This window comes from Streptomyces sp. (genome assembly GCF_035645055.1).
GTDB lineage: Bacteria > Actinomycetota > Actinomycetes > Streptomycetales > Streptomycetaceae > Streptomyces.
In genome coordinates this window covers 98,867-125,053 of the sequence record NZ_DASQNH010000055.1, presented here as the reverse complement: position 1 = coordinate 125,053, position 26,187 = coordinate 98,867, and the positions used below count along the sequence as shown (strand labels likewise).

General features: G+C 73.4%; 22 protein-coding genes. 12 read left to right on the top strand and 10 right to left on the bottom strand.

Translation table 11 applies throughout. The features are described 5' to 3' along the window. Nucleotides 1-48 precede the first annotated feature (48 nt). The 3 genes from VE614_RS18690 to VE614_RS18680 all read left to right on the top strand — a co-directional run bounded on the left by VE614_RS18690 (nucleotide 49) and on the right by VE614_RS18680 (nucleotide 3,269). The gene (locus VE614_RS18690) at nucleotides 49-1,191 is read left to right on the top strand and encodes a YihY/virulence factor BrkB family protein (protein ID WP_324937946.1); all 1,143 of its coding nucleotides are present in this window, start codon (nucleotides 49-51) and stop codon (nucleotides 1,189-1,191) included. Nucleotides 1,192-1,639: 448 nt separating this feature from the next. Next, nucleotides 1,640-2,572, top strand: a complete 933-nt coding sequence (locus tag VE614_RS18685; RefSeq protein WP_324937944.1) for an AraC family transcriptional regulator — start codon at nucleotides 1,640-1,642, stop codon at nucleotides 2,570-2,572. A gap of 10 nt (nucleotides 2,573-2,582) precedes the next feature. Then, the gene (locus VE614_RS18680; protein ID WP_324937942.1) at nucleotides 2,583-3,269 is read left to right on the top strand and encodes a helix-turn-helix domain-containing protein; all 687 of its coding nucleotides are present in this window, start codon (nucleotides 2,583-2,585) and stop codon (nucleotides 3,267-3,269) included. A gap of 11 nt (nucleotides 3,270-3,280) precedes the next feature. Here the strand turns inward: VE614_RS18680 and VE614_RS18675 are convergent, their stop codons facing one another. Beyond that, on the bottom strand, nucleotides 3,281-3,685 hold the full coding sequence (locus VE614_RS18675; RefSeq protein ID WP_324937941.1) for a VOC family protein: 405 nt from the start codon (nucleotides 3,683-3,685) through the stop codon (nucleotides 3,281-3,283). Nucleotides 3,686-4,195: 510 nt separating this feature from the next. Next, entirely contained in the window at nucleotides 4,196-4,828 is a 633-nt protein-coding gene (locus tag VE614_RS18670) for a VOC family protein (RefSeq protein WP_324937939.1), read from the bottom strand. Nucleotides 4,829-4,889: 61 nt separating this feature from the next. Between VE614_RS18670 and VE614_RS18665 the strand changes: the two genes are divergently transcribed. Next, complete coding sequence (locus tag VE614_RS18665) at nucleotides 4,890-5,504, top strand: hypothetical protein (RefSeq protein ID WP_324937937.1); 615 nt, start codon at nucleotides 4,890-4,892, stop codon at nucleotides 5,502-5,504. Nucleotides 5,505-5,582: 78 nt separating this feature from the next. Further along, a complete protein-coding gene (locus VE614_RS18660) occupies nucleotides 5,583-6,233 on the top strand; it encodes a ThuA domain-containing protein (RefSeq protein WP_324937935.1) in 651 nt (216 codons plus the stop codon). A gap of 9 nt (nucleotides 6,234-6,242) precedes the next feature. Here VE614_RS18660 and VE614_RS18655 read toward each other — a convergent pair whose 3' ends face one another. Both VE614_RS18655 and VE614_RS18650 read right to left on the bottom strand, forming a co-directional pair. Beyond that, nucleotides 6,243-7,286 carry a LacI family DNA-binding transcriptional regulator gene (locus VE614_RS18655; protein ID WP_324937933.1) on the bottom strand — a complete coding sequence of 348 codons (1,044 nt, stop codon included), beginning with the start codon at nucleotides 7,284-7,286 and terminating at the stop codon, nucleotides 6,243-6,245. A 193-nt stretch (nucleotides 7,287-7,479) separates the two neighbouring features. Continuing rightward, nucleotides 7,480-8,493, bottom strand: coding sequence for a hydroxyacid dehydrogenase (locus VE614_RS18650; RefSeq protein WP_324937931.1), 1,014 nt, complete (start codon nucleotides 8,491-8,493; stop codon nucleotides 7,480-7,482). Between the two features lie 298 nt (nucleotides 8,494-8,791). Here VE614_RS18650 and VE614_RS18645 point away from each other — a divergent pair, with 298 nt between their 5' ends. Next, a complete protein-coding gene (locus VE614_RS18645) occupies nucleotides 8,792-10,381 on the top strand; it encodes a carboxylesterase/lipase family protein (RefSeq protein ID WP_324937929.1) in 1,590 nt (529 codons plus the stop codon). A gap of 163 nt (nucleotides 10,382-10,544) precedes the next feature. Here VE614_RS18645 and mmuM read toward each other — a convergent pair whose 3' ends face one another. After that, nucleotides 10,545-11,606 carry a homocysteine S-methyltransferase gene (gene mmuM / locus VE614_RS18640; RefSeq protein WP_324937927.1) on the bottom strand — a complete coding sequence of 354 codons (1,062 nt, stop codon included), beginning with the start codon at nucleotides 11,604-11,606 and terminating at the stop codon, nucleotides 10,545-10,547. 242 nt (nucleotides 11,607-11,848) lie between these two features. Here mmuM and VE614_RS18635 point away from each other — a divergent pair, with 242 nt between their 5' ends. Beyond that, entirely contained in the window at nucleotides 11,849-12,931 is a 1,083-nt protein-coding gene (locus VE614_RS18635) for a glycoside hydrolase family 43 protein (protein WP_324937925.1), read from the top strand. Nucleotide 12,932: 1 nt separating this feature from the next. Then, a complete protein-coding gene (locus VE614_RS18630; protein ID WP_324937923.1) occupies nucleotides 12,933-14,345 on the top strand; it encodes an RICIN domain-containing protein in 1,413 nt (470 codons plus the stop codon). Between the two features lie 7 nt (nucleotides 14,346-14,352). On the opposite strand, the gene VE614_RS18625 is transcribed toward VE614_RS18630, so the two are convergent. Continuing rightward, on the bottom strand, nucleotides 14,353-16,041 hold the full coding sequence (locus VE614_RS18625) for a rhamnogalacturonan lyase B N-terminal domain-containing protein (RefSeq protein ID WP_324937922.1): 1,689 nt from the start codon (nucleotides 16,039-16,041) through the stop codon (nucleotides 14,353-14,355). A 190-nt stretch (nucleotides 16,042-16,231) separates the two neighbouring features. Between VE614_RS18625 and VE614_RS18620 the strand changes: the two genes are divergently transcribed. Then, the gene (locus tag VE614_RS18620; RefSeq protein WP_324937920.1) at nucleotides 16,232-17,275 is read left to right on the top strand and encodes a rhamnogalacturonan acetylesterase; all 1,044 of its coding nucleotides are present in this window, start codon (nucleotides 16,232-16,234) and stop codon (nucleotides 17,273-17,275) included. 436 nt (nucleotides 17,276-17,711) lie between these two features. Here the strand turns inward: VE614_RS18620 and VE614_RS18615 are convergent, their stop codons facing one another. Continuing rightward, entirely contained in the window at nucleotides 17,712-18,626 is a 915-nt protein-coding gene (locus VE614_RS18615; protein WP_324937918.1) for a DMT family transporter, read from the bottom strand. Between the two features lie 145 nt (nucleotides 18,627-18,771). On the opposite strand from VE614_RS18615, the gene VE614_RS18610 reads away from it, so the two are divergent. Together VE614_RS18610 and VE614_RS18605 are read left to right on the top strand one after the other, a co-directional pair. Then, on the top strand, nucleotides 18,772-20,499 hold the full coding sequence (locus tag VE614_RS18610) for a DUF2264 domain-containing protein (protein ID WP_324937916.1): 1,728 nt from the start codon (nucleotides 18,772-18,774) through the stop codon (nucleotides 20,497-20,499). Between the two features lie 103 nt (nucleotides 20,500-20,602). Then, on the top strand, nucleotides 20,603-21,469 hold the full coding sequence (locus tag VE614_RS18605) for an isocitrate lyase/phosphoenolpyruvate mutase family protein (RefSeq protein WP_324937984.1): 867 nt from the start codon (nucleotides 20,603-20,605) through the stop codon (nucleotides 21,467-21,469). Here VE614_RS18605 and VE614_RS18600 read toward each other — a convergent pair. The 3 genes from VE614_RS18600 to VE614_RS18590 all read right to left on the bottom strand — a co-directional run bounded on the left by VE614_RS18600 (nucleotide 21,391) and on the right by VE614_RS18590 (nucleotide 24,155). After that, nucleotides 21,391-22,176 carry an alpha/beta hydrolase gene (locus tag VE614_RS18600; protein ID WP_324937914.1) on the bottom strand — a complete coding sequence of 262 codons (786 nt, stop codon included), beginning with the start codon at nucleotides 22,174-22,176 and terminating at the stop codon, nucleotides 21,391-21,393. The genes VE614_RS18605 and VE614_RS18600 overlap by 79 nt on opposite strands. Further along, nucleotides 22,169-22,759, bottom strand: a complete 591-nt coding sequence (locus tag VE614_RS18595) for a TetR/AcrR family transcriptional regulator (protein WP_324937912.1) — start codon at nucleotides 22,757-22,759, stop codon at nucleotides 22,169-22,171. Before VE614_RS18595 ends, VE614_RS18600 begins: the two co-directional genes overlap by 8 nt. Nucleotides 22,760-22,835: 76 nt before the next feature. Next, entirely contained in the window at nucleotides 22,836-24,155 is a 1,320-nt protein-coding gene (locus tag VE614_RS18590; protein ID WP_324937910.1) for a jacalin-like lectin, read from the bottom strand. 259 nt (nucleotides 24,156-24,414) lie between these two features. On the opposite strand from VE614_RS18590, the gene VE614_RS18585 reads away from it, so the two are divergent. Then, a complete protein-coding gene (locus VE614_RS18585; protein ID WP_324937908.1) occupies nucleotides 24,415-26,166 on the top strand; it encodes a PHP domain-containing protein in 1,752 nt (583 codons plus the stop codon). Nucleotides 26,167-26,187: the final 21 nt, after the last annotated feature.

The following is a 26,187-nucleotide window of genomic DNA, read 5'->3' as shown; positions in this document are numbered from 1 at the left end:
CGTCCCGCCAGGGTGAGCGCCACCTCGTACGGCGGATACCTTTGGGTCGTGCAGCCAGCAAGTGAAATTCCCGAGCGGCCCTCCGGCCGTCTCCATCGTGCGCGTGCCCTCTACCGGAACGTCTCCAAGCGGAGGACCGCCTGGCTGCTGCTGAAGGACACCGTCAATTCCTGCATCGAGTACCGCATCCTCGGCCTCGCCGCCGAGGCCGCGTTCTTCACGCTGCTGTCCGTGCCGCCGCTGCTGCTCAGCCTGATCGGCCTGCTCGGCTACGTCGACGACTGGACCGGCACCGACACCATCAGCAGCCTGGAGAGCAACCTCCTGGAGGCCTCCCGCACCGTCCTGTCCGACAGGGGCGTCACCGAGATCGCCCAGCCGATCCTGGACGACGTGATGAACGGCGGCCGGCCCGACGTCATCTCCATCGGCTTCCTGTTCGCCCTCTGGTCGGGCTCCCGCGCGGTGAACGTCTTCATCGACACCATCACCGTCATGTACGGCCTCGACGGGGTGCGCGGCATCGTCAAGACCCGGCTGGTGGCGTTCCTGCTGTTCGTCGCCGCGCTGCTGATCGGCTCGGTCGCGCTGCCGCTGATGGTCGCCGGACCGGACGCGGTGGTGCGGATCCTGCCCTGGTCGACGACGGTCGTCCAGGTGCTGTACTGGCCCGTGGTGATCGTCCTGTCCATCGTCTTCCTGACGACGCTCTACCACGTGTCCGTCCCCGTCCGCTCCCCGTGGATCGAGGACGTGCCCGGCGCCCTCGTCGCCCTCGCCATGTGGGTCCTCGGCAGCTTCCTGCTGCGCATCTACCTCACCAACACCATCGAGGGCGCGACGATCTACGGCTCCCTCGCCGCCGCCGTCGCCGTGCTGCTGTGGATCGGCGTGTCCGCCTTCGCGGTGCTCGTCGGCGCCGCCGTCAACGCCGCCATCGACCGGGTCTGGCCGGCCGCCGCCACCGCCGCCGCCCGCGAGGCCAACGAGCGGATGCGCGAGGCCCAGGTCGCCGAGTACGTCGCCCGCGCCGCCGCTGCCGCCCGCGAGGCCGACCCCGACGACCCCGACATGCCCTCCGAGTTCCCCGAGCGGTGGTCCCGCTTCCTGCCCCCGGAGGACGTCACCTCCCGCCTGCGCGCCCACGCGAAGACCACGCCCAAGGGGGACGACGGCCCGGCGGAGCACTGAGCTGCCCCGCCGCCCAGGCGCCCGCCGTGGCGGCCTCGGCCGCGTACGCCGAGAAGTCGCGCGGCTCCCGGCCCGGCACCTGCCGGACGCCGTCCGAGGACAGGTGCTCCGCCCGTCGGGCACCGACGCGGACATCCCGGCGAGGAACGCCACCTCCTCGGGCGGCAGCCCGAACCCGGCCGGCCGCTCCCCGTACGCCGCGCAGGCACCGGCCGGTACCCCAGCTCCCGCCCCGCCGCCCGCGCGCCTCCGTCACCGCCTCCCCGCACGACAGCAGCCGCGGCCCCGACACCTCCACGGTCCGCCCCGCACAGCGGTCGCCCGCCGTCGGCACGGCCCCCCACCTCCGCGGCATCCCGCACATCGACGAACGGTTGCCGCACTCCACCCATCACCGAACCCATCACCGAACGGCTCGTTCCCCTGCACGCGTGTCTACGCTGGCGGGATGGACGCCCTCGCAGCCCTGCTCGCGGGTCCCCGGGCCCGCGGCGCCTTCCTGATCCGGGCCTGCTTCGACCCGCCGTGGGCGGTGCGGGTGGCCGACCGGGCGCCGCTGACCGTGATGGTCATGGCCCGCGGCGACGCCTGGATCACCCCGGAGACGGGTGAGCCGGTGCGGCTGGCCGCCGGCGAACTGGTCATCGCCCGCGGCCCCGCTCCGTACACCTGCGCCGACCACCCCGGCACGGCACCGCAGGCACTGATCCTGCCCGGCGGCGCGTGCCACCACCCCGACGGCCGCCCGCTGAACGGCACCATGGACCTGGGCGTCCGCACCTGGGGAGACCGGCTCGACGGGTCGGCGGTGATGCTGATCGGCACCTACCTGTGGCCGGGCGAGGTCGGCGGCCGGCTGCTGGACACGCTGCCGCCCCTGCTCTCCCTGACCGCGGACGTCTGGGACTGCCCGCTCACCACGCTGCTCGCGGAGGAGATCGTCCGTGACGCGCCCGGTCAGGACGTCGTCCTCGACCGGCTCCTCGACCTGCTGGTGATCGCCGCGCTGCGGGCCTGGTTCGCCCGCCCCGAGGCGGAGCCGCCCGGCTGGTACCGGGCGCTGGCCGATCCGGTGGCCGGCCGGGCGCTGCGGCTGATGCAGGACGACCCGGCCCACCCCTGGACGGTGGCGGCGCTGGCGGCCAAGGCCGGGGTCTCGCGCGCCGCCCTCGCCCGCCGCTTCACGGAGCTGGTCGGCGAACCCCCGATGACGTACCTCACCGGCCGGCGGCTCGCCCTCGCCGCCGACCGGCTGCGCGACACCGACCACACCCTGGAGGCGATCGCCCGCCAGGTCGGTTACGGCAGCGCGTTCACGCTGTCCACCGCCTTCAAGCGGCGGTACGGGGTGAGCCCGCAGGGGTTCCGCGGCCGGGCGTAGGCTGACCCGCGTGTACACGGAGCGGGCGGCGTCGCTGGTGGACGCGACGGTGTGGACGAACATCCCGGCCGGGCCCGGCCTCGGGCGGGTACTGCCCGACGGCTGCATGGACCTGCTGTGGAGCGAGGGCCGTCTGAGCGTGGCCGGTCCGGACACCCGGGCCCATGTCCCCGACGGCCCGCCCGTGGCCTGGGTGGGTGTCCGCTTCCCGCCCGGTGTCGCTCCCGCCCTGCTCGGCGTACCGGCGCGCGAGCTGCGCGACCGGCGGGTGGAGCTGACCGAGCTGCGCCCGCCGGCGGAGGTACGGCGGCTGCGGGCCCGGGTCGAGGCGGCGGCGGACCCGATGACCGGCCTGGAGGCGGCGGCCAGGGACCTCGCGGCCGCCGCGGGCCCGCCGGATCCGCTGCTGCGCCGACTGGTCGCGGCCCTGGACGCGGGCCACCCGGTCGCCGCGACCGCCGACGCCCTCGGCATCGGCGCCCGCAGCCTGCACCGCCGCTCGCTGGCCGCCTTCGGCTACGGCCCCAAGACACTGGCCCGCGTACTGCGGCTGCAACGCGCCCTCGCCCTGGCCAGGGCCGGGGTGCCGTACGCCGAGACGGCGGCCCGGGCGGGCTTCGCCGATCAGGCGCATCTGGCGCGGGACGTGCGGGCTCTGACGGGTGTGCCCCTCGGACGGCTGCTGGGCGGCCGGTAGCGGTCTCGCGGCTACTTTGCGGCCGGCAGCGGTGCGAACAGGTCGACGCCGTTGCCGTCGGGATCCTGGACGACGGCGTACCGCTGGCCCCAGAAGGCGTCCCACGGCTTCAGCTCGCCCTGGCACCCGGCGCCCACCAGCTCCTCGTACAACGCGTCGACCTCGTTCGGACCGTCGCAGCGCAGCGCGAGGGACGTCCGTGAGCCGTTCTCGGACGGCGGTCGCCACTGCGGGTGGAAGGACCGCACGGTCTCCTCGCTGTCCAGCATCAGCCGCAGCCCGCCGGGCAGTTCGGCCTCCGCGTGCGGCTGGTCCTCGGCACCCTCGGGGAAGGGGAAGCCGACGCGGCGGTAGAAGGCGACGGAGGCGGCCATGTCGGAGACGACCAGGCCGATGGCATCGAATCGTGGACTCATGCGGCCACGCTAGGCGGGGTGGCGGCAGGGCGTCTTGAAGGAATCGGACACCTGGCCACGCGCAGAAACGGCACGAGCCCCGTTCCTCCGACTGGAGGAACGGGGCTCGTGCTCTGGAGCGCCGGGCAGGCCTTGCACCTGCATCTCCCCGCAGGAAGCGGGGCGTCTTTCCTTGGACCACCAACGCCTGACCGTTGGCCGGGAGTTCCGGCGGCCGGGCAAGATCGACTCTACCCCAGGGGAGCCGGATCCGCCAAGGGGGGGCAAGCTCAGGGATCCGGCTTCTTCCGGGGCGGGGGAGATCGCCCGTGGGCGAGGCGAACCGGACCCACCTCAGCAAGCCGCCCAGCCAGTCCTTCCGGCCGGGACCCGCGAGCTGTACGTCGGCACGGTGGACGCCGAGCGCGGCACGGCCCCCAGCGCGCCCGCCTCACCGCCTTCTCCGGCCGGCACGCGCGCGGCCGGGCCGGTCCTGTGTGGTCCCGCCGGTCATGCCGGGCCGGCCCCAGGTCAGTCGAAGGTGACCGGGCCGCGCGGGGTGGCGACGGTGAAGGAGAAGCCGGCCGGGCCTTCGGTGAGCACCAGCCCGGTGTCCAGGGCGGACAGCAGCGGCCGGATCTCGTCCGGGTCGGGAGCCGTCGCCGTCAGGCGGATCAGGGGAGTGACGGGCAGGCCGCCGGCGGTGGGATGGCGGGAGACGCCCCAGTCGATGAGGAAGGGCACCAGCCCGGAGGGGTGCGCGGCGACGCCGTCCGTCAGCCGCCACTCCAGCAGGGTGCCGTCGGGTGTGCGGCGGCTCATCGCGCGGGCCGGGCCGGGGTCGTAGCCGCGGGAGCGGGCGGAGCTGATCGCCGCGTCCAGGTCGGCGGTGCGGATCGCCCAGGTCACCGTGCGCGGGCCGGGCAGCCCGTCCACGCCGAACGGGCGCGGGCCGGACGGGCCGGACCGCTCCGGGTCCGGGCCGATGATCTCCAGATACCCGGCGCCGCCCAGGCCGACCAGGTAGTTGCGGGTGCCCAGGCCGACATGGGAGCCGCCGACGGCCGGGGTCACTCCGGTCCGCCGGGTGAAGTCGGCGATCGTCGCCGCCAGATCCGGGGTGGCGAGGACGAGGTGGTCCAGGTGTGCCGGAATCGTGTTCATCGCCGCGAGGCTACGCCGGCCCCCGCCCCGTTGGGGAACACCTGTGCGGGAGGATGGGGGAATGATCCGTCTGCCGCGTGCCCTGACGTACGCCTCGCTGCCGCTGTCCGCGCTGCTCCTCACCGGCTGCGGTGACCAGGGAAAGGCCGCTGACACGGGCGAAGTCGCCGCGCGCGCCGAGGCGTTGGGCGTCGACCCCGAGCACGTCTACGCCATCGAGGCGGACGGTTTCACCGTGGCCCAGCAGTCCGTCGGCGTGTACGGCGGCGACGGCTTCTCCGCCGTGTACGTCTCCCGGTCCACCGGCGCCCAGATCCAACTGCGTGTGGACCGCGCCGGGATGACCGCCGCGACCTGCCCCGAGCAGCCGGTCGGCGACGCCTCCCCCGGCGGCCCGGTGAAGTGCCGCAAGGACGGCGACGCCTGGTACCGCACCTCCGGTGATCAGCGCGAGTACGCCCTCCCCAAGGGCGGCCATGTGGTCCGCGTCGGCGCGGGACCCGGCGTCGGCCGTGACGTGCTGCGCGAGGCCGCCCTCGGCGCCCACCGCCCCACCGCCGCCGAACTCGACGCCCTGCTGCCGGAGGGCGGGGGCGGCGCCGAGCCCGTGGAGCGCGGCGACCTGCCCGCCGAGGGGGACGGGGCGCCCCGCGACGGAGCGGGCGCGGGCGGCTGAAAACCGCCGCGCCGCCGGATGTCTCGCCTCGGCCGGCGCCCCTGGGACGCGCCACGCCCCCGGCATAGGGTCGTCCGCATGGCACCGCGACTGCTCGTCCACACCCGCACCACCGACTACCGCCACGACTCCATCCCGGCCGCCGTCGCCGCCGTACGCGCGCTGGGGGAGTTCGACGTCGACCACACCGAGGACCCGGCCGCGTTCGAAGCGGTGCTGGACGGGTACGCGGCCGTGGTCTTCCTGTCCACGAGCGGCGACGTGCTGACACCGGCCGGACGGGAGCGGCTGGCCGGGTATCTGGAGGCGGGCGGCGGGTTCGTGGGCGTCCACGCCGCCGCCTGCACGGAGTACGGCTGGCCGTACTACGGGGAACTGCTGGGCGCCCGCTTCGACCGGCACCCCGCCCACCAGCCCGGCAAGGCGGTCGTGGAGGACCGTACGCACCCGGCCACCCGGCATCTGCCCGCCGTCTGGGAGTTCACGGACGAGTGGTACGACTTCCGCACCAACCCGCGCGGCGTGGCACGGGTGCTGGTGTGCGCCGACGAGTCCTCGTACGAGGGCGGCGGGATGGGCGCCGACCACCCCCTCGTGTGGTGCCGCCACCAGGGCGCCGGACGCGTCTTCTACACCGCCCTCGGACATGCCGCCGAGGCGTACGGCGACCCCGGCTTCCGGGAGCACCTGCGCGGCGGGATCGCCTGGGCGGCGGGACGCGCGCACTGACCCGACGGCTCAGCCACGCGGCGGGGCCGTGCTCCCGCGCGGCACCAGGCGGGTGGAGAGTTCGGTCCGGGTGCTCTCCGGGCGTTCGCCGTCCATCATGCGGACCAGCAGACGCAGGGCCGTCGCCGCCATCTCCGACAGCGGCTGGCGGACCGTGGTCAGGGCGGGCGCCGCCCAGCGCGCCTCCGGGAGGTCGTCGAAGCCCACGACGCTCAGATCGTCCGGCACCCGCAGCCCCCGCTCGGCCACGGCGTCGTACACCCCCAGCGCCATCCGGTCCGAGCAGACGAAGACGGCCGTCGGCGGCTCGGGCAGGTCGAGCAGTTCCCGCATGTGCCGGCGGGCCACCGCCTCGTCGAACCCGGCGTGCCGGATGTACTCGGGCCGGTGCGGCAGCCCCGCCGAGGCGAGCGCGGAACGGTAGCCCGCGAGCCGGGCCCCGCTGCACATCGTGCGCCGGCGGCCGGTGATCACGGCGATCCGCTCATGGCCGAGGGACAGCAGGTGCTCGGTCGCCGTCACTCCGCCCTGCCAGTTCGCCGCGCCCACCGACACCACACCGGGCGGCGGTTCGAGCACCGGGTCGATCATCACGAACGGGATGCGGTGCTGCTCCAGCCAGGCGTACTGGGTCTCCGTCAGCTCGGCCAGGTTGAACAGCACCCCGGCCGAGCCGCGCGCCGTGAGCTTGTCCAGCCAGCCGCGTTCGGGGCGTCCGGCCCGGTTGCGGCCGAGCGCCGCCGAGACGACGACGTCCAGCCCCGCGTCGTGCGCCGCCTGCTCCACCCCTTGCAGGACCGCGCCCGACCAGGAGTCGTCCAGGGCGTGCACGACGAGGTCGACCAAGCCCGGGGTTCTCGCCGCGTCGAAGCGGGGCCGGCGCACATACCCCAGCCGGTCCAGCGCCTCGGTGACCCGGCGGCGTGTCTCGGGTGCCACGTCCTCGCGGCCGTTGACCACCTTGGACGCGGTCGGCACGGAGACCCCCGCCTCCCGGGCCACCACCGCCAGCGTCGGACCGGCCGTCGCGCTCGCACGTGCCGTTCGGCCCATCGGAACCACCCCTCCGGCCCGCCCGAGGGCCCTCGAAAGTTGCGACCAGCACTCTGCTCCCGGGTCGTCACGACGACCGTATAGAAAGCGCTTCCTACCCTAGGCGTGCGGCAGGGAGACGTGAAGACACGGGAATCCACGGAATGCGACTGCCTGAACTTTCGAAACGCCGGACGCCTCGGGCGGGAGGCCGTCAGGCCACCCTGGCGAGGTCCGCGTACCGCACCTCGTGCGCCGGCGGCAGCCCCTGGGCAAGGCGCTCCAGTTCCTCCACGACGATCCGCCCCAACCGCTCCAGCTCATTGCCGAGGGAGCCCGCGACGTGCGGGGTGAGGAACACGTTGGGCAGGGTGTAGAGGGGGGAGCCGGCGGGCAGCGGCTCGGGTTCGGTGACATCGAGGACCGCGCTCAGCCGGCCCGACACCAACTCGTCGGTGAGGGCGTCCTGGTCGACCAGGGCGCCCCGGGAGGTGTTGATCAGTACGCCGCCGTCCCGGATCAGGGCGAGGGCGGACCGGTCCAGCATGTGGTGGGTCTCCGGGATGTCCGGGGCGTGCAGCGTGACGATGTCGCTGCCGCGCAGCAGTTCGTCCAGGCGGACGGGGCGGGCGCCGAGCGCGGCGGCCTCGACCGCGTCCACGTACGGGTCGTACAGCAGGATCTCGACGTCGTGCGGCCTCAGCAGCTCCAGCAGCCGGCGGCCCACGCGCGAGGCGCCGATGACGCCGACCCGGCGGCCCAGGTTCCCGAGGGCGGCGGTCTCCGCGGGCGACGGGAAGGCGTGCGTCGCGCGGTAGCGCTCGCGGTGTCCGAAGGCGTCCTTCCCGGCCAGCAGGATCATCGCCAGGGTGTACTCGGCGACCGGGACCGCGTTGCCGGTGACCGCGCTGGAGACGGTCACACCGCGCCGCCACAGCGCGTCGCCGGCCAGTGAGCGGACCGAGCCCGCCGCGTGCAGCACCGCGCGCACCCCGGGGGCGGCGGCCAGCGCGCGCTCGTCGAGGCGGGGGCAGCCCCAGCCGGTGATCAGGACGTCGGCACGGGCCAGCGCGTCGGCGGCGGCCGGGTCGGCGAAGTCCCGTACGACAAGAGTGGGATCGGCCTCGGCGGTCTGCCGCAGCCGGGTCATGAGGGGGGCGGGGAAGAGCCGTGGAAGGTGCACCGGATCCATGGCGAACACGGTGCGGAGGGGCTGGGCGCTGGGCATGACTCTCCTGACGGGCCAGGGGGAGGGGGAGGGGGAGGGGGGAGGGCGGAGAGAAGGAGAAAGGTTCCTGAAAGCGCGTTCTACCGTAGATCCGCGGTGAAGGGAGGGCAATTGCCGAGTGCGACCAGGCGTTCGCGTGCTGGTGTGCGCCAGGCGGGGCGACTTGTCACCGGCAGTGTGCGGTGTGCGCCGAATGCGTGCATACCGTACAGCGTCGGCGCCGCGCTCCCGGAATACATCGCCGCGACGCGACGCTCTGCTGTGAACAGAGCCGGAGCGAGCGAGGAGCTGGTTGCGGATGGCGGCAGCGGACCGGACAGGCCCCGTGGTCCACACACCGTACGGGGCGGTGCGCGGCAGCTACGAGCGCGGGGTCGCCGTGTTCCGCGGGATTCCCTACGCGGCGCCCCCGTTCGGCCCCCACCGCTTCCTGCCGCCCGTCCCGCCCGAGCCGTGGCACGGGGTCAGGGACGCGCTCACCTTCGGCCCCACCGCGCCGAAACCGCCGTACTCCGACGCCTTCGCCCAGTACCTGTCCGACCCGGTCGTGCCCGGCGACGACTGCCTCAACCTCAACGTGTGGACGCCTGAGCCGGGCCCCGGAGCCCGGCTCCCGGTGCTCGTCTGGATCCATGGCGGGGCACTGACCAGGGGCTCCTCCAGTGTGCCGGTGTACGACGGGCAGACTTTCGCCCGGGACGGCGTGGTCTACGTGTCGATCAATTACCGGCTGGGCGTCGAGGGCTACGGTCTGTTCCCGGACGCCCCCGCCAACCCCGGTCTGCGCGACCAGCTCGCCGCCCTGCGCTGGGTGCACCAGGCGATCGAGGCCTTCGGCGGCGACCCGGACCGGATCACCCTGGCCGGGCAGTCCGCCGGCGCCATCAGCGTCGGTGCTTTGATCGCCGCCCCGCAGGCCCAGGGCCTGTTCCGGCGGGCCGTCCTGCAGAGCGGGGCGCCCGAGGCCGCCGACCGGGACAAGGTACGGCGCATGGTGCGCCGGATGGCCGCCCGGCTGAAGGTGTCCGCCACCGCCGAGGCCTTCGCCGCCGTCGACCGGGAGGCGCTGCTGCGCGCCCAGGCCGAGGTCGGCCGGCTCAGCGGCCCCGTCCTCGGCGGGCCCTCCTTCGGGATCGTCATCGACGGCGACCTGGTGCCCCGCGACCCGTTTCAGGTGCTCGTCGAGGGCCGGGCCGCGGCCGGGACCGAGCTGCTCATGGGCTGGACCCGCGAGGAGCACCGCCTCTGGCTGGTCCCCGGTGGCCTGCTGGAGCGGGTCGACCGGCTCGGCGCCGTCGCCCTGGCCGGCGCCATGGCCCGCTGCCACGCCGGCCACGAGGTGCCCCGCGGCTACCGCATCCTGCGCCCCGGCGCCGGTACCGCCGAGATCGTCGGCCAGATGGTCACCGACCACCTGCTGCGCCGCCCCTTGCACCGCCTGGCCGACGCCCGTCCGGGGACGTCGTACGTGTACGAGTTCGCCTGGCCGTCCCTGCGGCCCGGCCTCGGCGCCTGCCACGCCCTGGAGCTCGGCTTCGTCTTCGACAGCGGTGACGTGCCGGAGTCGGCCAAGCTGGCCGGCGCGGGCTCCCCGCGGGAGCTGGCCGACGCGATGCATACCGCGTGGGTGCGGTTCGCCACCGACGGAAACCCCGGCTGGGAGCCCTGGGATCCGGCACACCCCGTACAGATCTTCGGCGACGGTGGACCGCACGTCGCATACGGTCCACGGGACGCCGAACTCGCCCTGTGGGCCGCCACTCCCGCTGTCACGCCTGCGGAACCCGCCCCCGCGTCAGTGCCGACCGACGGTTCGCCGACCCGCGGTACGGAGCCGCGGCCAGTCGTACGGCTGCTCCGCCGTCCGGGCGGCGCCCGTCGGCACTGAGCTGGCTGAACCCCGTAACAGCAGGTCACGCCAATCGGCGGCCGAGCAGCGAAGGGGGGCCGTTGAGGCCGTCCCTCTTCGGTCTCCGTCGCCCTGGGGAGAAGCCGGCCGGGCCCGGCCGGCTTCTCCCCGCCCGGTGCGCCGGGGGTTTGCGCCGGGGGTCTCAGGAACCTCCGCCGGGAAGACGGAGCGGTGCCCCGTGCTCACCCCGTCCGACCGTCTTCGCGATCGCGGTGATCGCCTCGGGGCCCACCCGGCAGCAGCCGCCGATCAGCCGTGCTCCAACCGCACGCCAGCCCTCGACCTGTGCGGCGGTGAAGGTGGAGCGGCCGTTCCAGGTGCGGGCCTCGGCGTCCCAGGCCTCTCCGCTGTTCGGGTAGACGACGACGGGCTTGCCGGTCACCCGTGCCGCCGTCGCCACCGCCGCGTCCACGTCCTGGGGTGCGCAGCAGTTGACGCCGACCGCGATGACCTCGTCCGCGTCGGCGGCGAGCGCGAACGCGTCCTCCAGCGGCTGGCCGGCACGCGTCCGTCCACCGTCGACGGTGTACGAGAGCCAGGCCGGCACTCCCAGTCCGCGCACGGCCCGCAGCAGCGCGGCCGCCTCGTCGGTGTCCGGCACCGTCTCCAGCGCCAGCACGTCGGGTCCGGCTGCGGCCAGCACCTCCAGGCGCGGCCGGTGGAAGCGCTCCAGTGCGTCGACCGAGAGTCCGTAGCGGCCCCGGTACTCCGATCCGTCGGCGAGCATCGCCCCGTACGGCCCCGCCGACGCCGCCGTCCACAGCGGGCGGATGACACCCGCGGCACGCGCCCGCCGAGCCGCCTCGCGCGCCGACGCGACGCTCAGCGCCATGAGTTCGGCCGCTCGCTCATGGCCGATGCCGCGGTGGGCGAAGCCTTCGAAGGTGGCCTGGTAGCTGGCGGTGATGGCCACGTCCGCTCCCGCCTCGAAGTAGGCGAGGTGCGCCTCGGTGACCGCTTCCGGACGCTCGGCGAGCAGCCGCGCCGACCACAGTTCGTCGCTCAGGTCGTGCCCGGCGGACTCCAGCTGGTTGGACATCCCGCCGTCCAGCACGACCGTCCCCGCGGCGAGTGCGTCGGCGAGGGCCGGGGCGGCGGGGCCGGGGTCGCGGGAGGGGGAGGAGGAGGGCGAGGGGGAGGGCGAGGGGGAGGAGGAGGGCGACGGGGTCGGCGAGGGTGGGGGCGCGGGGGTGTCGCTGGTCATGCCATGACGCTAGTCGATGGCCCCGGCAGGAGCGCTCCGTGCCCGCTTGCCGAACAGCATGCCCGCCATGTGGGACGCGTGAGGTGCCGTCCTCCTCACGCCGCGCATTCGGCTCGCCGGACCCGTTGACCTCCACCGTACGCACCTCTACCTTTTCGGCGTTCGGAATGACAGATGACGTACGAAATATCGAACGGCATGCCGAGTCGAGATGCCGCACCGCGACGAGAGAGGCAGTCCGCATGAGCCGCGCCGACCGCGCCGACGATCCGTCCCCGGCCCCCCGCCGCCGCCTGGTGCTGAAGGGCGCCGCCCTCGCGGCGGGCGCCCTCGCCACCTCCACCCCCACGGCCCTCGCCGCTTCCCCGAAGGCAGCCCCGTACGTGAACCCCCTGGTCCTCAACCGCGCCGACCCGCACATCAACCGGCACACCGACGGCTTCTACTACTTCACCGCCACCGCCCCCGAGTACGACCGGATCGTCCTGCGCCGCTCGCGCACCCTGAACGGGCTGTCGACCGCCGCCGAGTCCGTCGTCTGGCGGGCCCATCCCTCCGGCGACATGGGCGCCCACATCTGGGCCCCGGAGCTGCACCGCGTCGACGGCAAGTGGTACATCTACTTCGCCGCCGCGCCGGCCGAGGACGTCTGGCGGATCCGCATCTGGGTCCTGGAGAACGCCCACCCCAACCCGTTCCGAGGCACCTGGGTCGAGAAGGGCCGGATCAAGACCGCGTGGGAGACCTTCTCCCTGGACGCCACCACCTTCACCCACCGCGGCACCCGCTACCTCGCCTGGGCCCAGCACGAGCCCGGCATGGACAACAACACCGCCGTGTGGCTGTCGAGGATGGCGAACCCGTGGACCCTGACCGGGCCGCAGATCCGGCTGACCACCCCCGAGTTCGACTGGGAGTGCGTCGGCTACAAGGTCAACGAGGGGCCGTACGTCCTTCAGCGCAACGGCCGGGTCTTCATGACGTACTCCGCCAGCGCCACCGACCACCATTACTGCGTCGGCCTGCTGACCGCCGACGCCGACAGCGACCTGATGAACCCCGCGAGCTGGTCGAAGTCCCCGGCCCCCGTCTTCACCAGCAACGACACCACCCGGCAGTACGGCCCCGGCCACAACTGCTTCACCGTCGCCGAGGACGGGCGCACCGATGTCCTCGTCTACCACGCCCGCCAGTACAAGGAGATCGTCGGCGACCCGCTGAACGACCCCAACCGGCACACCCGGATCCAGAAGCTCGGCTGGAAGCCGGACGGCACCCCGGACTTCGGCGTCCCGGTCGCCGACACGGTACGGGCGGAGGGCTGAGATGAGACGCGCCTGCGCGATCCTCCTCGCCCTCTGCCTCGGCCTGGCCGGCGCGCTCGCCACCGCCGGACCCGCCCAGGCCGCACCCCAGACGATCGGCAACGGCACGCAGTTCAAGGACACGTCGGGCAACCCCGTGCACGCCCACGGCGGCGGCGTCATCAAGGTCGGCTCCTACTACTACTGGTTCGGTGAACACCGCAACGCCGACCACACCTTCCGGTACGTCGACGCCTACCGCTCCACCGACCTGAAGAACTGGCAGTTCAGGAACCACGTCCTGACCCAGGCCGCCCACCCCGAGCTGGCCGTCGCCAACATCGAGCGGCCGAAGGTCATGTACAACGCCGCCACCGGCAAGTTCGTGATGTGGATGCACAAGGAGAACGGCACCGACTACAGCGAGGCCCGGGCCGCCGTGGCCGTCTCCGACACCGTCGACGGCACCTACACCTGGCAGGGCAGCTTCCGGCCGCTCGACCGGCACATGTCCCGGGACATCACCGTCTTCGTGGACACCGACGGCACCGGCTACATGGTCTCCGCCGCCCGTGAGAACTACGACCTGCACATCTACCGGCTCACCGCCGACTACACCGGCGTCGCGAGCCTGGTCGCCAACCCGTGGCCGGGCGGCCACCGCGAGGCCCCCGCGCTGTTCAAGCGGAACGGCGTCTACTTCATGCTGACGTCCGGCGCGACCGGCTGGAACCCCAACCAGCAGCGGTACGCCACGGCGACGAGCCTCACCGGTCCCTGGTCGGCGATGGCAGATGTGGGGGACGCCGTCGCCTACGGATCGCAGACCGCGTACGTTCTACCGGTGCAGGGATCCACGACCACCTCGTACCTCTACCTCGGCGACCGCTGGGGCAACTCCTTCGGCGGCACGGTCAACGACTCCCGTTACGTCTGGCTGCCGCTGACCTTCCCGACCGCCACCTCGATGACCCTGTCCTGGACCCCCGAACTCACCGTCGACACCGCCACCGGCACGGTCGCCGGCACCAGCGCCACTTACCACACGCTGGCCGCCCGGCACTCCGGCCGGTGCGCGGACGTGACCAGCCAGTCCCCGTGGGCGGGCGCGCAGATCAAGCAGTACGACTGCAATGGCGGCGGCAACCAGAAGTACTGGTTCAAGTCCCTCGGCGGCGGCTACCACCAACTGGTCGCGCGGCACAGCTCCCTGTGCGTGCAGGAGAACGCCGGCACGGTCACGCAGGAGAACTGCGACTCCGCCGCGACCGGCCAGCAGTGGTCGCTGACCACCACCGGCTCCTATGTGACCCTCAGGTCCCGTGCCACCGGCGAGTGCCTGGACGTGAACGGCGCGTCCACCGCCAACTCCGCCGCGATCATCACGTACACCTGCAACGGCGGCACGAACCAGCAGTGGACACGCGGCGGCTGACCCGTGCTCAGGCGAGCAGGGCGATCGCGTCGATCGCCGTGCCGGCGCTGAGATAGGAGGTGGACCCCGAACCGCTCACCACGTTGATCTTCAGGGTGTTGTACCGGCTGGTGTCCGTGAGCCAGGCGCTCGCCGGGATGCTGTAGGTGAACGTGTGGTTGTTCCCCCGGTACGAGCCGTTGGTCAGCGACCGGGTGCCCGGCTGGGCGGGCGGGGAGGGGATCGCCGACGTCCAGGTGTCGTTGACGACGATCTGCGGCCGGCCGTTGGCGTAGGCCGTCGTCACCCCGATGCGCAGGGTGTGCGCCGCGGCGGCCTGGGCGGCGGTCAGTTTGAAGTGGACGACGATGCCGCTGTTGACGTCCTTCCAGAGGTAACAGGGGAAGGCCGAGGTCTCCGTGCCGCTGCCGATGACGACGTTGCCGGTCCAGGGAGCGGCCCGGACGTCGGAGGGATGCGCGTACGTCATCAGGTCCGCGTTCTTGAAGCCCCGCGGCGTGCCGGTCCACTCGCCGATGCGCCAGATCGCGCTCGCGTCGGCCGGGTCGTTGGCCGACGGCAGGGAGAAGGTGTTGAGCGTGGTCGTCGATCCGGCGGACACCGTCACCTGGGTGCTGTATACAGCCAACTCCTCCTTGTAAACGATCAGCGTGTACACACCCGGCAGTATCCCGCCGACGGAGAAATGGCCGTCCGAGGACCGCGCCGAGCCCCAGTACTGCGCCGCCGTGTTGGCGAGCCCCACCGTGTACCGATACGCCGCGTCCCGCCCGCTGATCCCCACCCCGGCCACCCGTCCCCGCCCGCTCGCGCCGACATACCCGGGTATGCCCAGCGAGTCCGCCCACGGGGTCGTGAGCGTCCCGGGGAGCAGGGACGACGAGGGCGCGCCGCCGTCGGTGAAGGCGATGACGTACGGGCCCTGGAGGCCGAAGCGCTGGGCCTCGGTCTGGTTCTGGCCGTAGTGCAGGATCTCGTACAGGCCTCCGCCGTCGGCACTCTGGTGACGCAGCAGCGAGCGGTAGAACGGGCCGCCGGAGGCCTTCTCGTGGTTGCTGCGCACGATCCACAGGCCCACACCGCCGCTGCTCCAGCCGACGTGGTCGTAGTCCATGACCCGCAGCTTGGAGAAGTGCTTGGAGCGGGTCTGCCCGTCGGGCTTGGCGAACACGTCCGAGGCCTCGATGGCGGTCGGGGCGTAGGTGTAGGAGTCGGGCTCGTCGTTGAGGAACAGCCCGGATCTCACCCGCAGGATGAACCGGGTCGCCGTGACCGAGTCGTCGGCCTTCCCGGTCCACAGGTAGATGTTGTTCTCGCCGCTGCGGGCCGCGTAGTAGTGCCGCAGCGTGCCGTACGCGACCGAGATCAGGATCGTCGATCCGGACTGGCGGATGGTGACGGTGGAACTGCCGAGGCCGGACTCGATGTGCGAGTTCTTGCCGCCGTAGCCCTGGTACTCCGTGCCCCGGTGGACGAGCGAGGTCAGGTCGCCGTTGGACTTGCCGACCTTGAAGACCAGGCTCGCGCCGGTGTCGACCACGAAGTGGGTGCCGTCGTCGCGCCAGCCGAAGGCCGCGGCGGACACGGCGGACGCGGACCCGGCCGGCGGACCGCCGAGGGCCGCGGTGCCGACGGCGGCCGCGGTGCCGAGGACGAAGGTGCGGCGGCCGACGGGGCGGTGCGCGGATACGGACATGGGGGTGCCTCCTTCGGGAGGTGTGGGGGGTGCGGTGACAGGAAGGGTGACACTTGAATCGATTTCATGAAAGGGCTTTCACAGCGGGAAGGTCGGAAGGGGGAGGAATTCTGCCTCAGCACTAGAAAGCGCTTGTCAGACGCGGTACGGTCCTCCGCCAGACCACGTTGTCGTGAGCGAGGAGCCGGGAATGAGACGTTTCAGCAAGGCCGCCCTGGTGGCGGTCACCCTGGGCACCGCCCTGTCCGCCGCTCCCGCCCACGCCGGGACCCCCGCATCCGCGCCCGGCATCGGCAACTGCACCGCCGGCGCCTGCCACTTCGACGTGCCGCCCGGCGCCTACGACGTGAAGGTCCTGCTCGGCGGCGACACCGCGTCCGGTACCCGGATCACCGGCGAGACCCGGCGTGCCCTGCTCCCCGAGACGGCGGTCCCGGCCGGCGAACGCGTCGCCCGCAGCTTCACGATGGACGTCCGCACCCCCGAGGGCGAGCCCACCGGCCCCGCCGGCACCGCGGGCCTGGACCTCGTCATCGGCGGCTCGGCCCCCGCCCTCGCCGATATCCGCGTCACCCCCGCCCGGCGCGCCCGGCAGATCTTCCTCGTCGGCGACTCCACGGTCTGCGACCAGCCCGGCGACCCGTACGCCGGCTGGGGTCAGCAGCTCCCGCAGTACCTCCGCAGGGGCCTGTCCGTCGCCAACCACGCCGACTCCGGGGAGAGCACGGTCACCTACCGCCAGAACCCCCAGCTGTGGGCCACCGTCGAGCCACGCGTCCGCCCCGGCGACCTGGTCCTGATCCAGCTCGCCCACAACGACAAGACGACCGACGCGGCCACCTACCGGGCCAACCTCGAAGCCCTGGTGGACGGCGTCCGGGTGAAGGGCGGCGAGGCGGTCCTCGTCACCCCGATCGTCCGCCGCTGGTTCAGCTCCGACGGCACGCTCAACAACAACACCGCGCTGCTGGTCAACGGCCTTGGCGTGGACCACCCGGCCGTCATCCGGTCGGTCGCCGCCGACCGCCGGGCGCCGCTGATCGACCTCACGGCGAAGACCAAGGCGGTCGTGGAATCGCTCGGTGTCGAGGCGTCCAAGGCGCTGTACCTCTCCAACGAGAAGCGCGACAACACCCACACCTCCGTACACGGTGCCACGGTCTACGCCGGCCTGGTCCGCGACGAACTCCTCGCCCAGCACCTGGTGCCGCGGGGCCTGACCCGCGCCGAATGAGCCCCCGGGGCGCCCCGACCGGAACCGGGGCGCCCCGGGTTCGGGCGTTCGGGGGCCGGGCGGTGCCTCCGATTCGCGGCGCGGACTTGTCCGAAGTGGAGTTGACAGGCTCGGTCCTGTACACAGGCGGCGCGTGACAACGGCCTGGTGGCGAGCGCTCCACTGGTGGCATGAACTCAAAGACTGCGGACTGTCCCGTGTCCGAACTCCGGTGCGGCGGCCTGCACTTGAGCGCACAGCGCGTTCCCGGATGGCTCGTCGCCCTGATCACCACCGCCTCGGGCGTGGCGGGGACATGGTGGGTACAGCGCCAGGGTCCACCTGGCAACTCCCGCTTGCCCTCCGGACGGACGACGGGAATTCTCCGACAGGCCCTGGTCATGGCGCCCCGAGCCCCGCGCTCATCGGCGGCGCGAGGCGATCGGGGCGCGGAACATCAGTCCTGCGGACGCGCCCCGCGGGTCGCGCCCGCCGATGCCGCCACCACGCACAGCACCGCCAGCCACTGCGACCAGTGGAGCGATTCGTGGAGCACGATGAAGCCGATGAGGGCCGCCATCGCCGGTTCGAGGCTCATCAGGATGCCGAACACACGGGGTGGGATCCTGCGCAGCGCCTCCAGGTCCAGCGAGTACGGGATCACCGACGACAGCAGGGCCACGCCGAGCCCCGCGGCCAGGATCCACGGCTGGACGAGTGCCGTTCCGCTCTCGGCCACGCCGAACGGGACGGCCACCAGGGCCGCGACGGCCATGCCGAGAGCCAGGCCGTCGCCTTCCGTGGTGTGGCGGCCCAGGGCCGCGCCGGCCAGGATGTACAGGCCCCAGAACGTTCCCGCGGCGAGGGCGAACAGGAAGCCGGTGAGGTTGAGGTCGCCCCGTCCCCCCATCAGCAGGGCCACTCCGCCTGCCGCGAGCACGGCCCAGAAGGCGTCCGGCCATCGCCTCGACCCGGCCAGGGCCACCGTCAGCGGCCCGAGGAACTCGATGGTCACCGCGATCCCCAGCGGGATCCGCTCCAGTGCCAGGTAGAAGCACAGGTTCATCAGGCCGAGGATCACGCCGTAGCCGACGGCCACCGTCCACGCGCGACGCCCCATGCGTACCGACGGCCGCCACAGCAGCATCAGCACCGCCGCCGCGAAGAACAGCCGCAGCGCGACCGTCCCGAAGCTGCCGACCGCACCGAACAGGTGCTTGGCCAGTGCCGATCCCACCTGGACACTGACGATGCCGAGCAGTACCAGGGCCGGCGGCGGCATCACGTCGAAGGTGCGTCCGGCCGGCGCGCTCAGGGAGGGCCGGGGGGACGGGCCGGGGTCGCTTCCGTCGATGACGTTCAGGGTGGCCACCCGGGGATTGTCGGCGTCCGGGCGCCGCGCGTCGCCTGATTTTTCTTCACCCAAGCGTTCGTGAAAGCGCTTGCCGCGCTGTTCGATCCGTGGTGACCTGCGGGGACCCTCCGGGTCCCAACCGCGCAGGAGAGAAAGAGGACCGATGCAGCTGCCCCCCGAGGACCGCACCCTCAGCCCGTACACCGGATACACCCGCGCCCACTGGGAGGCGGCGGCCGACGCGCTGCTCGCGGCGGTGGAGCCGTACGCCACCGAGGACTTCGCGCTCTACCACCTGCCCGGCGACCGGGAGAGCTGGTCCGGCCGCCTCTCCGACGGTCTGGAGGGCTACGCCCGGACGCTGCTGCTGGCGGCCTTCCGCCGGGACGGGACCGCGTTGCAGCGCTACGGCGACGGACTCGCGGCCGGTACCGCGGGTGCCTGGCCGCGTGTGCGCAGCCGCACCCAGCCGCTGGTCGAGGCTGCGTCGATCGCGCTGGCACTGCGGCTCACCCGGCCGCTGCTGTGGGACCGGCTGGACGAGCCGGTGCGGCAGCGCGCGGCGGCCTGGCTCGCGGACGCGGTCCGCGCCGAGCCCTGGCCGTGCAACTGGGAGCTGTTCCCGGTGACCGTCGGCGGCTTCCTCCAGGAGATCGGATACGAGACCGAGGCGTCCCGGGCGGCGATCGACCGCGGGCTGGAGCGGATCGAGGAGTGGTACCTCGGCGACGGCTGGTACACGGACGGTGAGGGCCGGAAGTTCGACTACTACAACGGCTGGGCGATGCACCTGTATCCGGTGCTGCACGCGTGGCTGGCGGACGACGGTGAACTGCTGAACGTGTACGGTCGGCGGTTGTCGGAACACCTCCCCGACTACTCCCGCCTGTTCGGCGCCGACGGCGCCCCCGTCCACCAGGGCCGCTCCCTCACCTACCGCTTCGCCACCACGGCTCCCCTCTGGCTCGGCGCCCTCACCGGCCATACGCCCCTGCCGCCCGGCGAGACACGCCGGCTGGCCTCCGGCGCCCTGAAGTACTTCCTCGACCGGGGCGCGGTCGACGAGCGCGGCCTGCTCACCCTCGGCTGGCACGGTCCCGACGCGTCCGTCCTGCAGAACTACTCCGGCCCGGCCTCCCCGTACTGGGCGAGCAAGGGCTTCCTCGGCCTGCTCCTGCCGCCGGACCACGCCGTGTGGGCCGCCGCCGAGGAGCCGGGCCCGGCGGAGCGCGAGGACGCCGCCACCCCCGTCGGACCGCCCAACTGGCTGCTCCAGTCGACGTGTTCGGACGGACTGGTCCGCCTGCACAACCACGGCAGCGAGGACGTCCGCTACGACCCGCACTACACCCGCCTCGCCTACTCGTCGGCGACGCGGCCGGACCCGGCGCACGACAACAGCGTGATCGTGGGCGGCGACGCGAGCCGGACGGAGATCGTGCCGCTCGGCGTGGGCGACGGCTGGGCGGCGTCGCGGCACACGGCGGGCGGGGGAGCGCGGGTGACCAGTGCCGTGCTGGCGCACGGGGCCGCCGAAGTGCGGGCGCACCTGGTGACGGGGGCGGCGCCCGGTACGCCGGTGCGGGTCACCGGATGGGCGGCGGGGGACGGCCTCCGCGCCGAACTGCTCCCGGCCCATGGTCTGTCCGACACGCTCACCGGTGTCACCGCTGACATCGGTGTCACCGACGGCGACGGTGTCACCGGCGGCCGCGGCACCCTTTTCGTCGCCCTCGCCCGCCTCACCGCCGACCCGGACCCCGTACCGCTCGCCGACGCGGTGGCCGTCCGCGCGGACGAGGGCACCGGCGCGCTGGAGGTCCGCTGGACCGAAGGCCCCGGGCTGCGGGTCCGGCTGGACGCGGACGGGGTGGACGTACGCCCGGTGTGAACCCGGAGGTACACCCGGTGCGGGCTCCGGCGCGGACCCTTCGGCGGGTGCCGAACGGATCCCCGCCTACCGTGCGGACATGACCGCCGAGAGGACCGCCGACATGACCACCGAGAGGACCGCCGACGTCCCCGCCGACCCGGCCGCCTTCGCCGCACTCCACCACAACGGACCACCCCTCCTCCTGCCCACCGCCTGGGACCACGCCTCCGCGCGGCTGTTCGCCGCGCAGGGCTTTCCCGCGATCGGTACGACCAGTCTCGGGGTCGCGGCGGCGGCCGGGCTGCCGGACGGTACGGCGGCGACCCGGGACGAGACCCTGCGTCTGGCCCTCGTCCTGGGCGCGGAGCCGTTCCTGCTGTCGGTGGACGCGGAGAGCGGGTTCGGCGACGACCCCGGGGAGGTGGGGGAGTTCGCCCGGGAGCTGGCCCTCGTGGGCGCCGTGGGGATCAATCTGGAGGACGCTCTGGGCTCGCCCGCGCGGCACGCCGAGAAGATCGCGGCGGTGAAGTCGGCGGCCCCGGGCCTCTTCGTCAACGCCCGCACGGACACGTACTGGCTGGGTGACCGTGACGGCGAGGGCACCGGGCGCCGCCTGGAGGCGTACCTGGAGGCGGGCGCGGACGGTGTGTTCGTGCCCGGTCTCACCGACCCGGCCGGGATCGCCGCCCTGGTCCGCGACCTCGGCGGCACCCCGCTCAACATCCTCTACGCGCCCCACGGTCCCGCCGTCGCCCACCTCGCGGACCTCGGGGTACGCCGGATCAGCCTCGGCTCACTGCCCTACCGGCGGGCGCTGGGCGCGGCCGTGGCGGCGGTCGGCGAGATCCGCGCGGGGCGCGCGCCGAAGGGCGCGGTGCCGTCGTACGACGAGGTGCGGGCGCTGGCCGGTCAGCCCGCCGCGGGGCAGCCCAGCGTCTTTGCGAGCCGGTCGGCGAACGCCTCCGGGTGTTCCACGGCCCCCAGGTGACCGCCGGGGAACTCGGCGAACCCGCCGCCCGTGCGTTCGGCGACGGCCCGCGCGGTGCGGTGCAGAAGCCGCCCGCGTGAGCCGTCGCCCGCCGCGAGGGTGAGACGGGCGGCGGCCGGTGCGGTCGGGTGGGGGACGTAGGCGGTGAACGGGACCAGGATGTGCGCGAGGAACAGCGCCATGGGCTGGGTGAGTTCCTCCGCGCGGGAGAGGGGCCGCCCGTCCGGGACGGCGTCCGCTGCCCGCTCCTCCAGCGTGGCGGCGAGCCGTGCCGCGGCGGCCGCCGGACCCGCGGCGCGGTAGGTGCCGTACACCTCGCGGAACGCGGCCCGCTGCCGCGCCCCGTCGGGCAGCGCGGCCACGCACGGCGGCTCGTGGGCGACGACGTGCCGCAGCCGCCGGGGGTGCCGGGCGAGCAGGTCGAGCGCGGCGACGCCGCCGGAGCTGGTGCCGAGGACGTACGCGGACTCGCCGTCGGGGAGCACCGCCTCCAGCACGTCCCGGGCGCCGTCGCTCCACTCCTCGACGCGCTGGTCGGCGACGGGTCGGCCGAGCCGCCCGTGGGCGAGGCCGAGCGGGTCGTACGTCACGACCGTGAAGCGCTCGGCGAGACGCCGGGTCAGCGGGCCGAGGCCCATCGGGTGCCCCGCGCCGCCGGGGATGACGAGCAGGACGGGGCCGTCGCCGCACACGTCGTGGTCACTCATGGGGCTCGCCGTTCTCCTCGCGGGGCCAGTGCGTCAGGGCCGTGTGCAGGGCGTCGACGGCACGGTTCCAGGACTGCCGTACGTCCCGGGGGGCGCCGAAGCCGCCGCCGGCCTCCAGGACGCAGTAGCCGTGGAAGGTGGCGCGCAGCAGGCGGACGGCGTCGGTGAGGTCGGGTTCGTCGAGGCCGTAGGCGCGCAGCACGCCGTAGGTGATCTCGGCGGTGCGGCGCAGGGCGGGGGAGTCGGCGACGAGGGACTGGTCGACGCGGATCTGGGTGGCCGCGTACCGCCCGGGGTGCTCCAGGGCGTACGCCCGGTACGCGCCCGCGAACGCGGCCAGCGCGTCCTTGCCCGCCCGGCCCGCGACGGCCGCCGCGATCCGGTCGATCAGCTCGCCGCCGGCCCGCAGGGCCATCCGGGTGCGCAGGTCCTGGAGGTTCTCGACGTGCGAGTACAGACTCGCGTCCTTGACCCCGAAGCGGCGCGCCAGCGCGGACAGGGTGACGTTCTCGAACCCGGCCTCGTCGGCGAGTTCGACGGCGGCCGTGACGAGGCGGTCCGCGGTGATGCCGGCACGGGGCACGGTGCTCCTCCCTGACTCCAACCTAGAGGCCCTAGGAAATAGGCTAGTGGAGTCAGGTAGTCGTGGCCAGGGACTTTCAGCCCGTCGGCGCGTAGAGCACGCCCAGCTTGTCGATCTCGTCGCCCGCGCGGCCGGTGAAGCCGACGATCTGCCAGCCCGAGGGTGCCGTGAAGGTGGCCGTGTCCGAGGTGGGTGTGCCGGAGGCGAGCGTGCGGCCCCGGTCGGTGGTGAAGGCCGCCGAGAAGATCCGCGTACGGCCGTCCCGCTGGCCGCGCGTCAGCTTCACCGACGTCAGATGCTCGCCCGCGCCCAGCGTCAGCGACGTCGCCGTACCACCCGTGCCGCCGTGGGACAGGACGGTGCCGTCGGCATGGGTGAGGGAGAGCGCGTCCAGGCGGGCGCCGCCACGCAGGGTGAGGGTGCGCGGGGCGGGGGTCCGCGGCAGGTCGTCGGCGTCGGTGAAGGCGGTGCCGTGCGGGCCGCCGAAGAAGTCACCGGCGCGCAGGGCCGGGGCGAGCCTCCAGGAGAAGCCGACGGTGTGCGGAAAGTGGTCGGACAGGTGCTCGCCGTCGGACCGGAGGAAGTCCGCCCAGTCGTTGTGGTAGCGGGTGGCGGTCAGGTCCAGCAACTCGTTGCCGCGATAGAGGATCTTGTCCACCACCTCGCAGTCGTCGGTCGGCGCGGTGGCGTCGCACAGCAGCGGCTCGCCGCCCTGCGCGGGAGGCGTGCCGCCCTTCACCAGCCGCACCCAGGCGTCCGTCAGGCCGTTCTCCGCGGCCAGCGTGCGGATGGTGTCGCCGGCGCGGGTGTAGCGGGTGTTGGTGTCGCCCATGACGATCACCGCGTTGCCCGCGGAGTTGGCCTGGATGAAGTCCGACAGCTGCGCGATGTTGGCGCGGCGCGCGGCCAGCGCCGCGTCCGTCACATCGGCGTTGGTGTGCACGTTGTAGAGGTCCACGAAGACGCCCTCGGCGAGCCGGACCCGGGCGAGCGTGAAGCCCTTCGGGGTCAGGCAGTCGGTGCCGGCGCAGTCGTTCCAGTCGACGCGCTGGAAGTCCTCGAAGGGGTGGTCGGAGAGGGTGTTCAGGCCGTCACCGAGCCCGGCGCCGCCGCTGGTCGCCGTCCGGTGCGGATGGGTGTCGTGGGCGTACAGGGACGCGTGGTAATTGAAGTCCTCCTGGACGTTGACGATGTCGTACCCGCCGAGCCGCTGCCCGATCAGCGGGGTGTTGGTCTGCGGGTCGCTGTCGCCGAGGCCGAGGGGGAGACCCGCGACGTTGTACGTCAGGACGGTGAAGGAGCCCGTGGCCGCCGCCGCGGCGGGCGCCGGACCGGCGGTGGCGAGACCGGTCGCGGCGAGGGCGGCGGCGGTGAGGGTGCCCAGCAGTCTTCGCATGGCGTCTCCAGGGGAGGGGGCGTGGCGTCTCCGGGGACGGGCGGAGATGAGGTGTGCTCAGGTTCTCGGTCAACGGGGTCGCCGTACAAGGGAGGTTGAGGGAAACCGTGAGGGACGGGACGAGCGGCCGTGTCCGGTACTCCTGGCGCTCACCCCCGAGTCCTTCCCCATTCATCTTCCGACCCGATCCTCCTGACGCGGCGCAGCAGCGCGTCCGCGAAGGCGGCCGCGGAAGGCAGCGGCATCGAGGAGGCACACCATGGGGCACGCCCACCAGCACGGCCACGGGCATCACCACCGTCACCACGAGCACGACCACCCGCACGACCACGCGGCCCTGCCCGCCGCCTTCGACACCACCGTCCCCGACGAGGCCCTGACCCCCGAACAGCAGTCCCGGCGCTCGCTGCTGCGCCGCGCCGGGCTGCTCGGCGCGGGCCTGGCCGCGGGCAGCGTGCTCACGCCGCAGTCGCAGGCCGCGAACGCCACCGCGAACGCCCCTCGGAACGCCCCCCGGAACGCCACGAACGCCGCTGCGGGCGGCCGGAAGCGGGACGGTTTCCTGTGGCTCGCGGGCGACCACCACATCCACACCCAGTACAGCAGCGACGGCAAGTACCGCGTCGTCGACCAGGTCCGCCAGGGCGCCCGGCACGGCATGGACTGGCTGGTCATCACCGACCACGGCAGCGCCACCCACGCCAGGATCGGCGTCGAGAAGGTCAACCCGGACATCAAGGCGGCCCGCGCGGCCTACGAGGACACCCTCGTCTTCCAGGGCCTGGAGTGGAACATCCCGGCGGCCGAGCACGGCACCGTCTTCGTGCACCCCGGCCGCAACGAGGTCGCCGTCCTGAAGCAGTTCGAGACCGACTACGACGGCAGCGTCAAGGGCGCCACCGACTCCACGCCCGCCAACGAGGCCCTCGCCGTCGCGGGCCTGAGCTTCCTCGCCGAGCAGGTACGCGCCCGCAAGGTCAAGGACGCGCTGATGCTCGCCAACCACCCCGCGCGGCGCGGCGTCGACTCCCCGCACGAGATCCGCGCCTGGCGCGACGCCACCCCCGCCGAGCACCAGATCGCCGTCGGCTTCGAGGGCGCCCCCGGCCACCAGGCCGCGGGCCTCCCGGCCCCGCTCGGCATGAACCGCGCCCGTGGCATCTACGACAACAACCCGAGCGCCAACTCCTTCCCCGGCTACCCGCCGGAGTCCTACCGCACCTGGGGCGGCTTCGACTGGATGACCGCCACCGTCGGCGGCCTGTGGGACAGCCTCCTCGCCGAGGGCAAGCCCTGGTGGATCACCGCCAACTCCGACTCCCACCAGATCTACGGCGACACCACGACGCGCGGCCCGGGCGGCGACTTCAACCGCGACGGCCGGCACGCGGACCCCGTCTACGCCGGGAAGATCGACGTCACCCAGGGCGACTACTGGCCCGGCCAGTACAGCCGCACCCATGTCGGGGCCGACGGCTTCTCCTACGCCGCCGTCATGGACGGCATCCGCGCCGGCCGCGTCTGGGTCGACCACGGGCAGCTGATCAGCGGCCTCGACGTCCGGGTCGCGGGCGGCCGGCGCTGGGCCACGCTCGGCGGCGCCCTGCATGTGCGGAAGGGCACCCGGGTCACGGTGACGGCGGACGTGGCCCTGGCCGGGGGCCCCAACTGGGCCGGATTCGTGCCGAAGCTGGCCCGGGTCGACATGATCCAGGGCGATGTCACCGGCGAGGCCGCGGACAAGGACGCCTTCACCGCCCCCACCGCCAAGGTCGTCCGGTCCTACGAGGTGAACCAGTCGACCGGCACGGTCCGCCTCACCTACGACCTCGGCCGGGTCGACCGCCCGGTCTACGTCCGGCTGCGCGGCACCGACGGCAACCGCACCGCCGTGGGCGCGATGGGCGCGGCCGTCGACCCGGCGGGCCCGGCGCTCGACGTCGTCGGAGACGCCGACCCGTGGCGCGACCTGTGGTTCTATTCCAACCCGGTGTGGGTCCTGCCGTCGTGACCGCGCCGGTTGTCCCGCCGC

Coding starts and splice junctions, on each gene's coding strand:
- VE614_RS18650 (WP_324937931.1), bottom strand. CDS start 8,493: ATGCCCAGCGCCCAGCCCCTCCGCACCGTGTTCGCCATGGATCCGGTG.
- mmuM (WP_324937927.1), bottom strand. CDS start 11,606: ATGACCAGCGACACCCCCGCGCCCCCACCCTCGCCGACCCCGTCGCCC.
- VE614_RS18620 (WP_324937920.1), top strand. CDS start 16,232: ATGAGACGTTTCAGCAAGGCCGCCCTGGTGGCGGTCACCCTGGGCACC.
- VE614_RS18590 (WP_324937910.1), bottom strand. CDS start 24,155: ATGCGAAGACTGCTGGGCACCCTCACCGCCGCCGCCCTCGCCGCGACC.
- VE614_RS18645 (WP_324937929.1), top strand. CDS start 8,792: ATGGCGGCAGCGGACCGGACAGGCCCCGTGGTCCACACACCGTACGGG.
- VE614_RS18630 (WP_324937923.1), top strand. CDS start 12,933: ATGAGACGCGCCTGCGCGATCCTCCTCGCCCTCTGCCTCGGCCTGGCC.
- VE614_RS18610 (WP_324937916.1), top strand. CDS start 18,772: ATGCAGCTGCCCCCCGAGGACCGCACCCTCAGCCCGTACACCGGATAC.
- VE614_RS18685 (WP_324937944.1), top strand. CDS start 1,640: ATGGACGCCCTCGCAGCCCTGCTCGCGGGTCCCCGGGCCCGCGGCGCC.
- VE614_RS18585 (WP_324937908.1), top strand. CDS start 24,415: ATGGGGCACGCCCACCAGCACGGCCACGGGCATCACCACCGTCACCAC.
- VE614_RS18625 (WP_324937922.1), bottom strand. CDS start 16,041: ATGTCCGTATCCGCGCACCGCCCCGTCGGCCGCCGCACCTTCGTCCTC.
- VE614_RS18655 (WP_324937933.1), bottom strand. CDS start 7,286: ATGGGCCGAACGGCACGTGCGAGCGCGACGGCCGGTCCGACGCTGGCG.
- VE614_RS18660 (WP_324937935.1), top strand. CDS start 5,583: ATGGCACCGCGACTGCTCGTCCACACCCGCACCACCGACTACCGCCAC.
- VE614_RS18605 (WP_324937984.1), top strand. CDS start 20,603: ATGACCACCGAGAGGACCGCCGACGTCCCCGCCGACCCGGCCGCCTTC.
- VE614_RS18635 (WP_324937925.1), top strand. CDS start 11,849: ATGAGCCGCGCCGACCGCGCCGACGATCCGTCCCCGGCCCCCCGCCGC.
- VE614_RS18675 (WP_324937941.1), bottom strand. CDS start 3,685: ATGAGTCCACGATTCGATGCCATCGGCCTGGTCGTCTCCGACATGGCC.
- VE614_RS18665 (WP_324937937.1), top strand. CDS start 4,890: ATGATCCGTCTGCCGCGTGCCCTGACGTACGCCTCGCTGCCGCTGTCC.
- VE614_RS18600 (WP_324937914.1), bottom strand. CDS start 22,176: ATGAGTGACCACGACGTGTGCGGCGACGGCCCCGTCCTGCTCGTCATC.
- VE614_RS18670 (WP_324937939.1), bottom strand. CDS start 4,828: ATGAACACGATTCCGGCACACCTGGACCACCTCGTCCTCGCCACCCCG.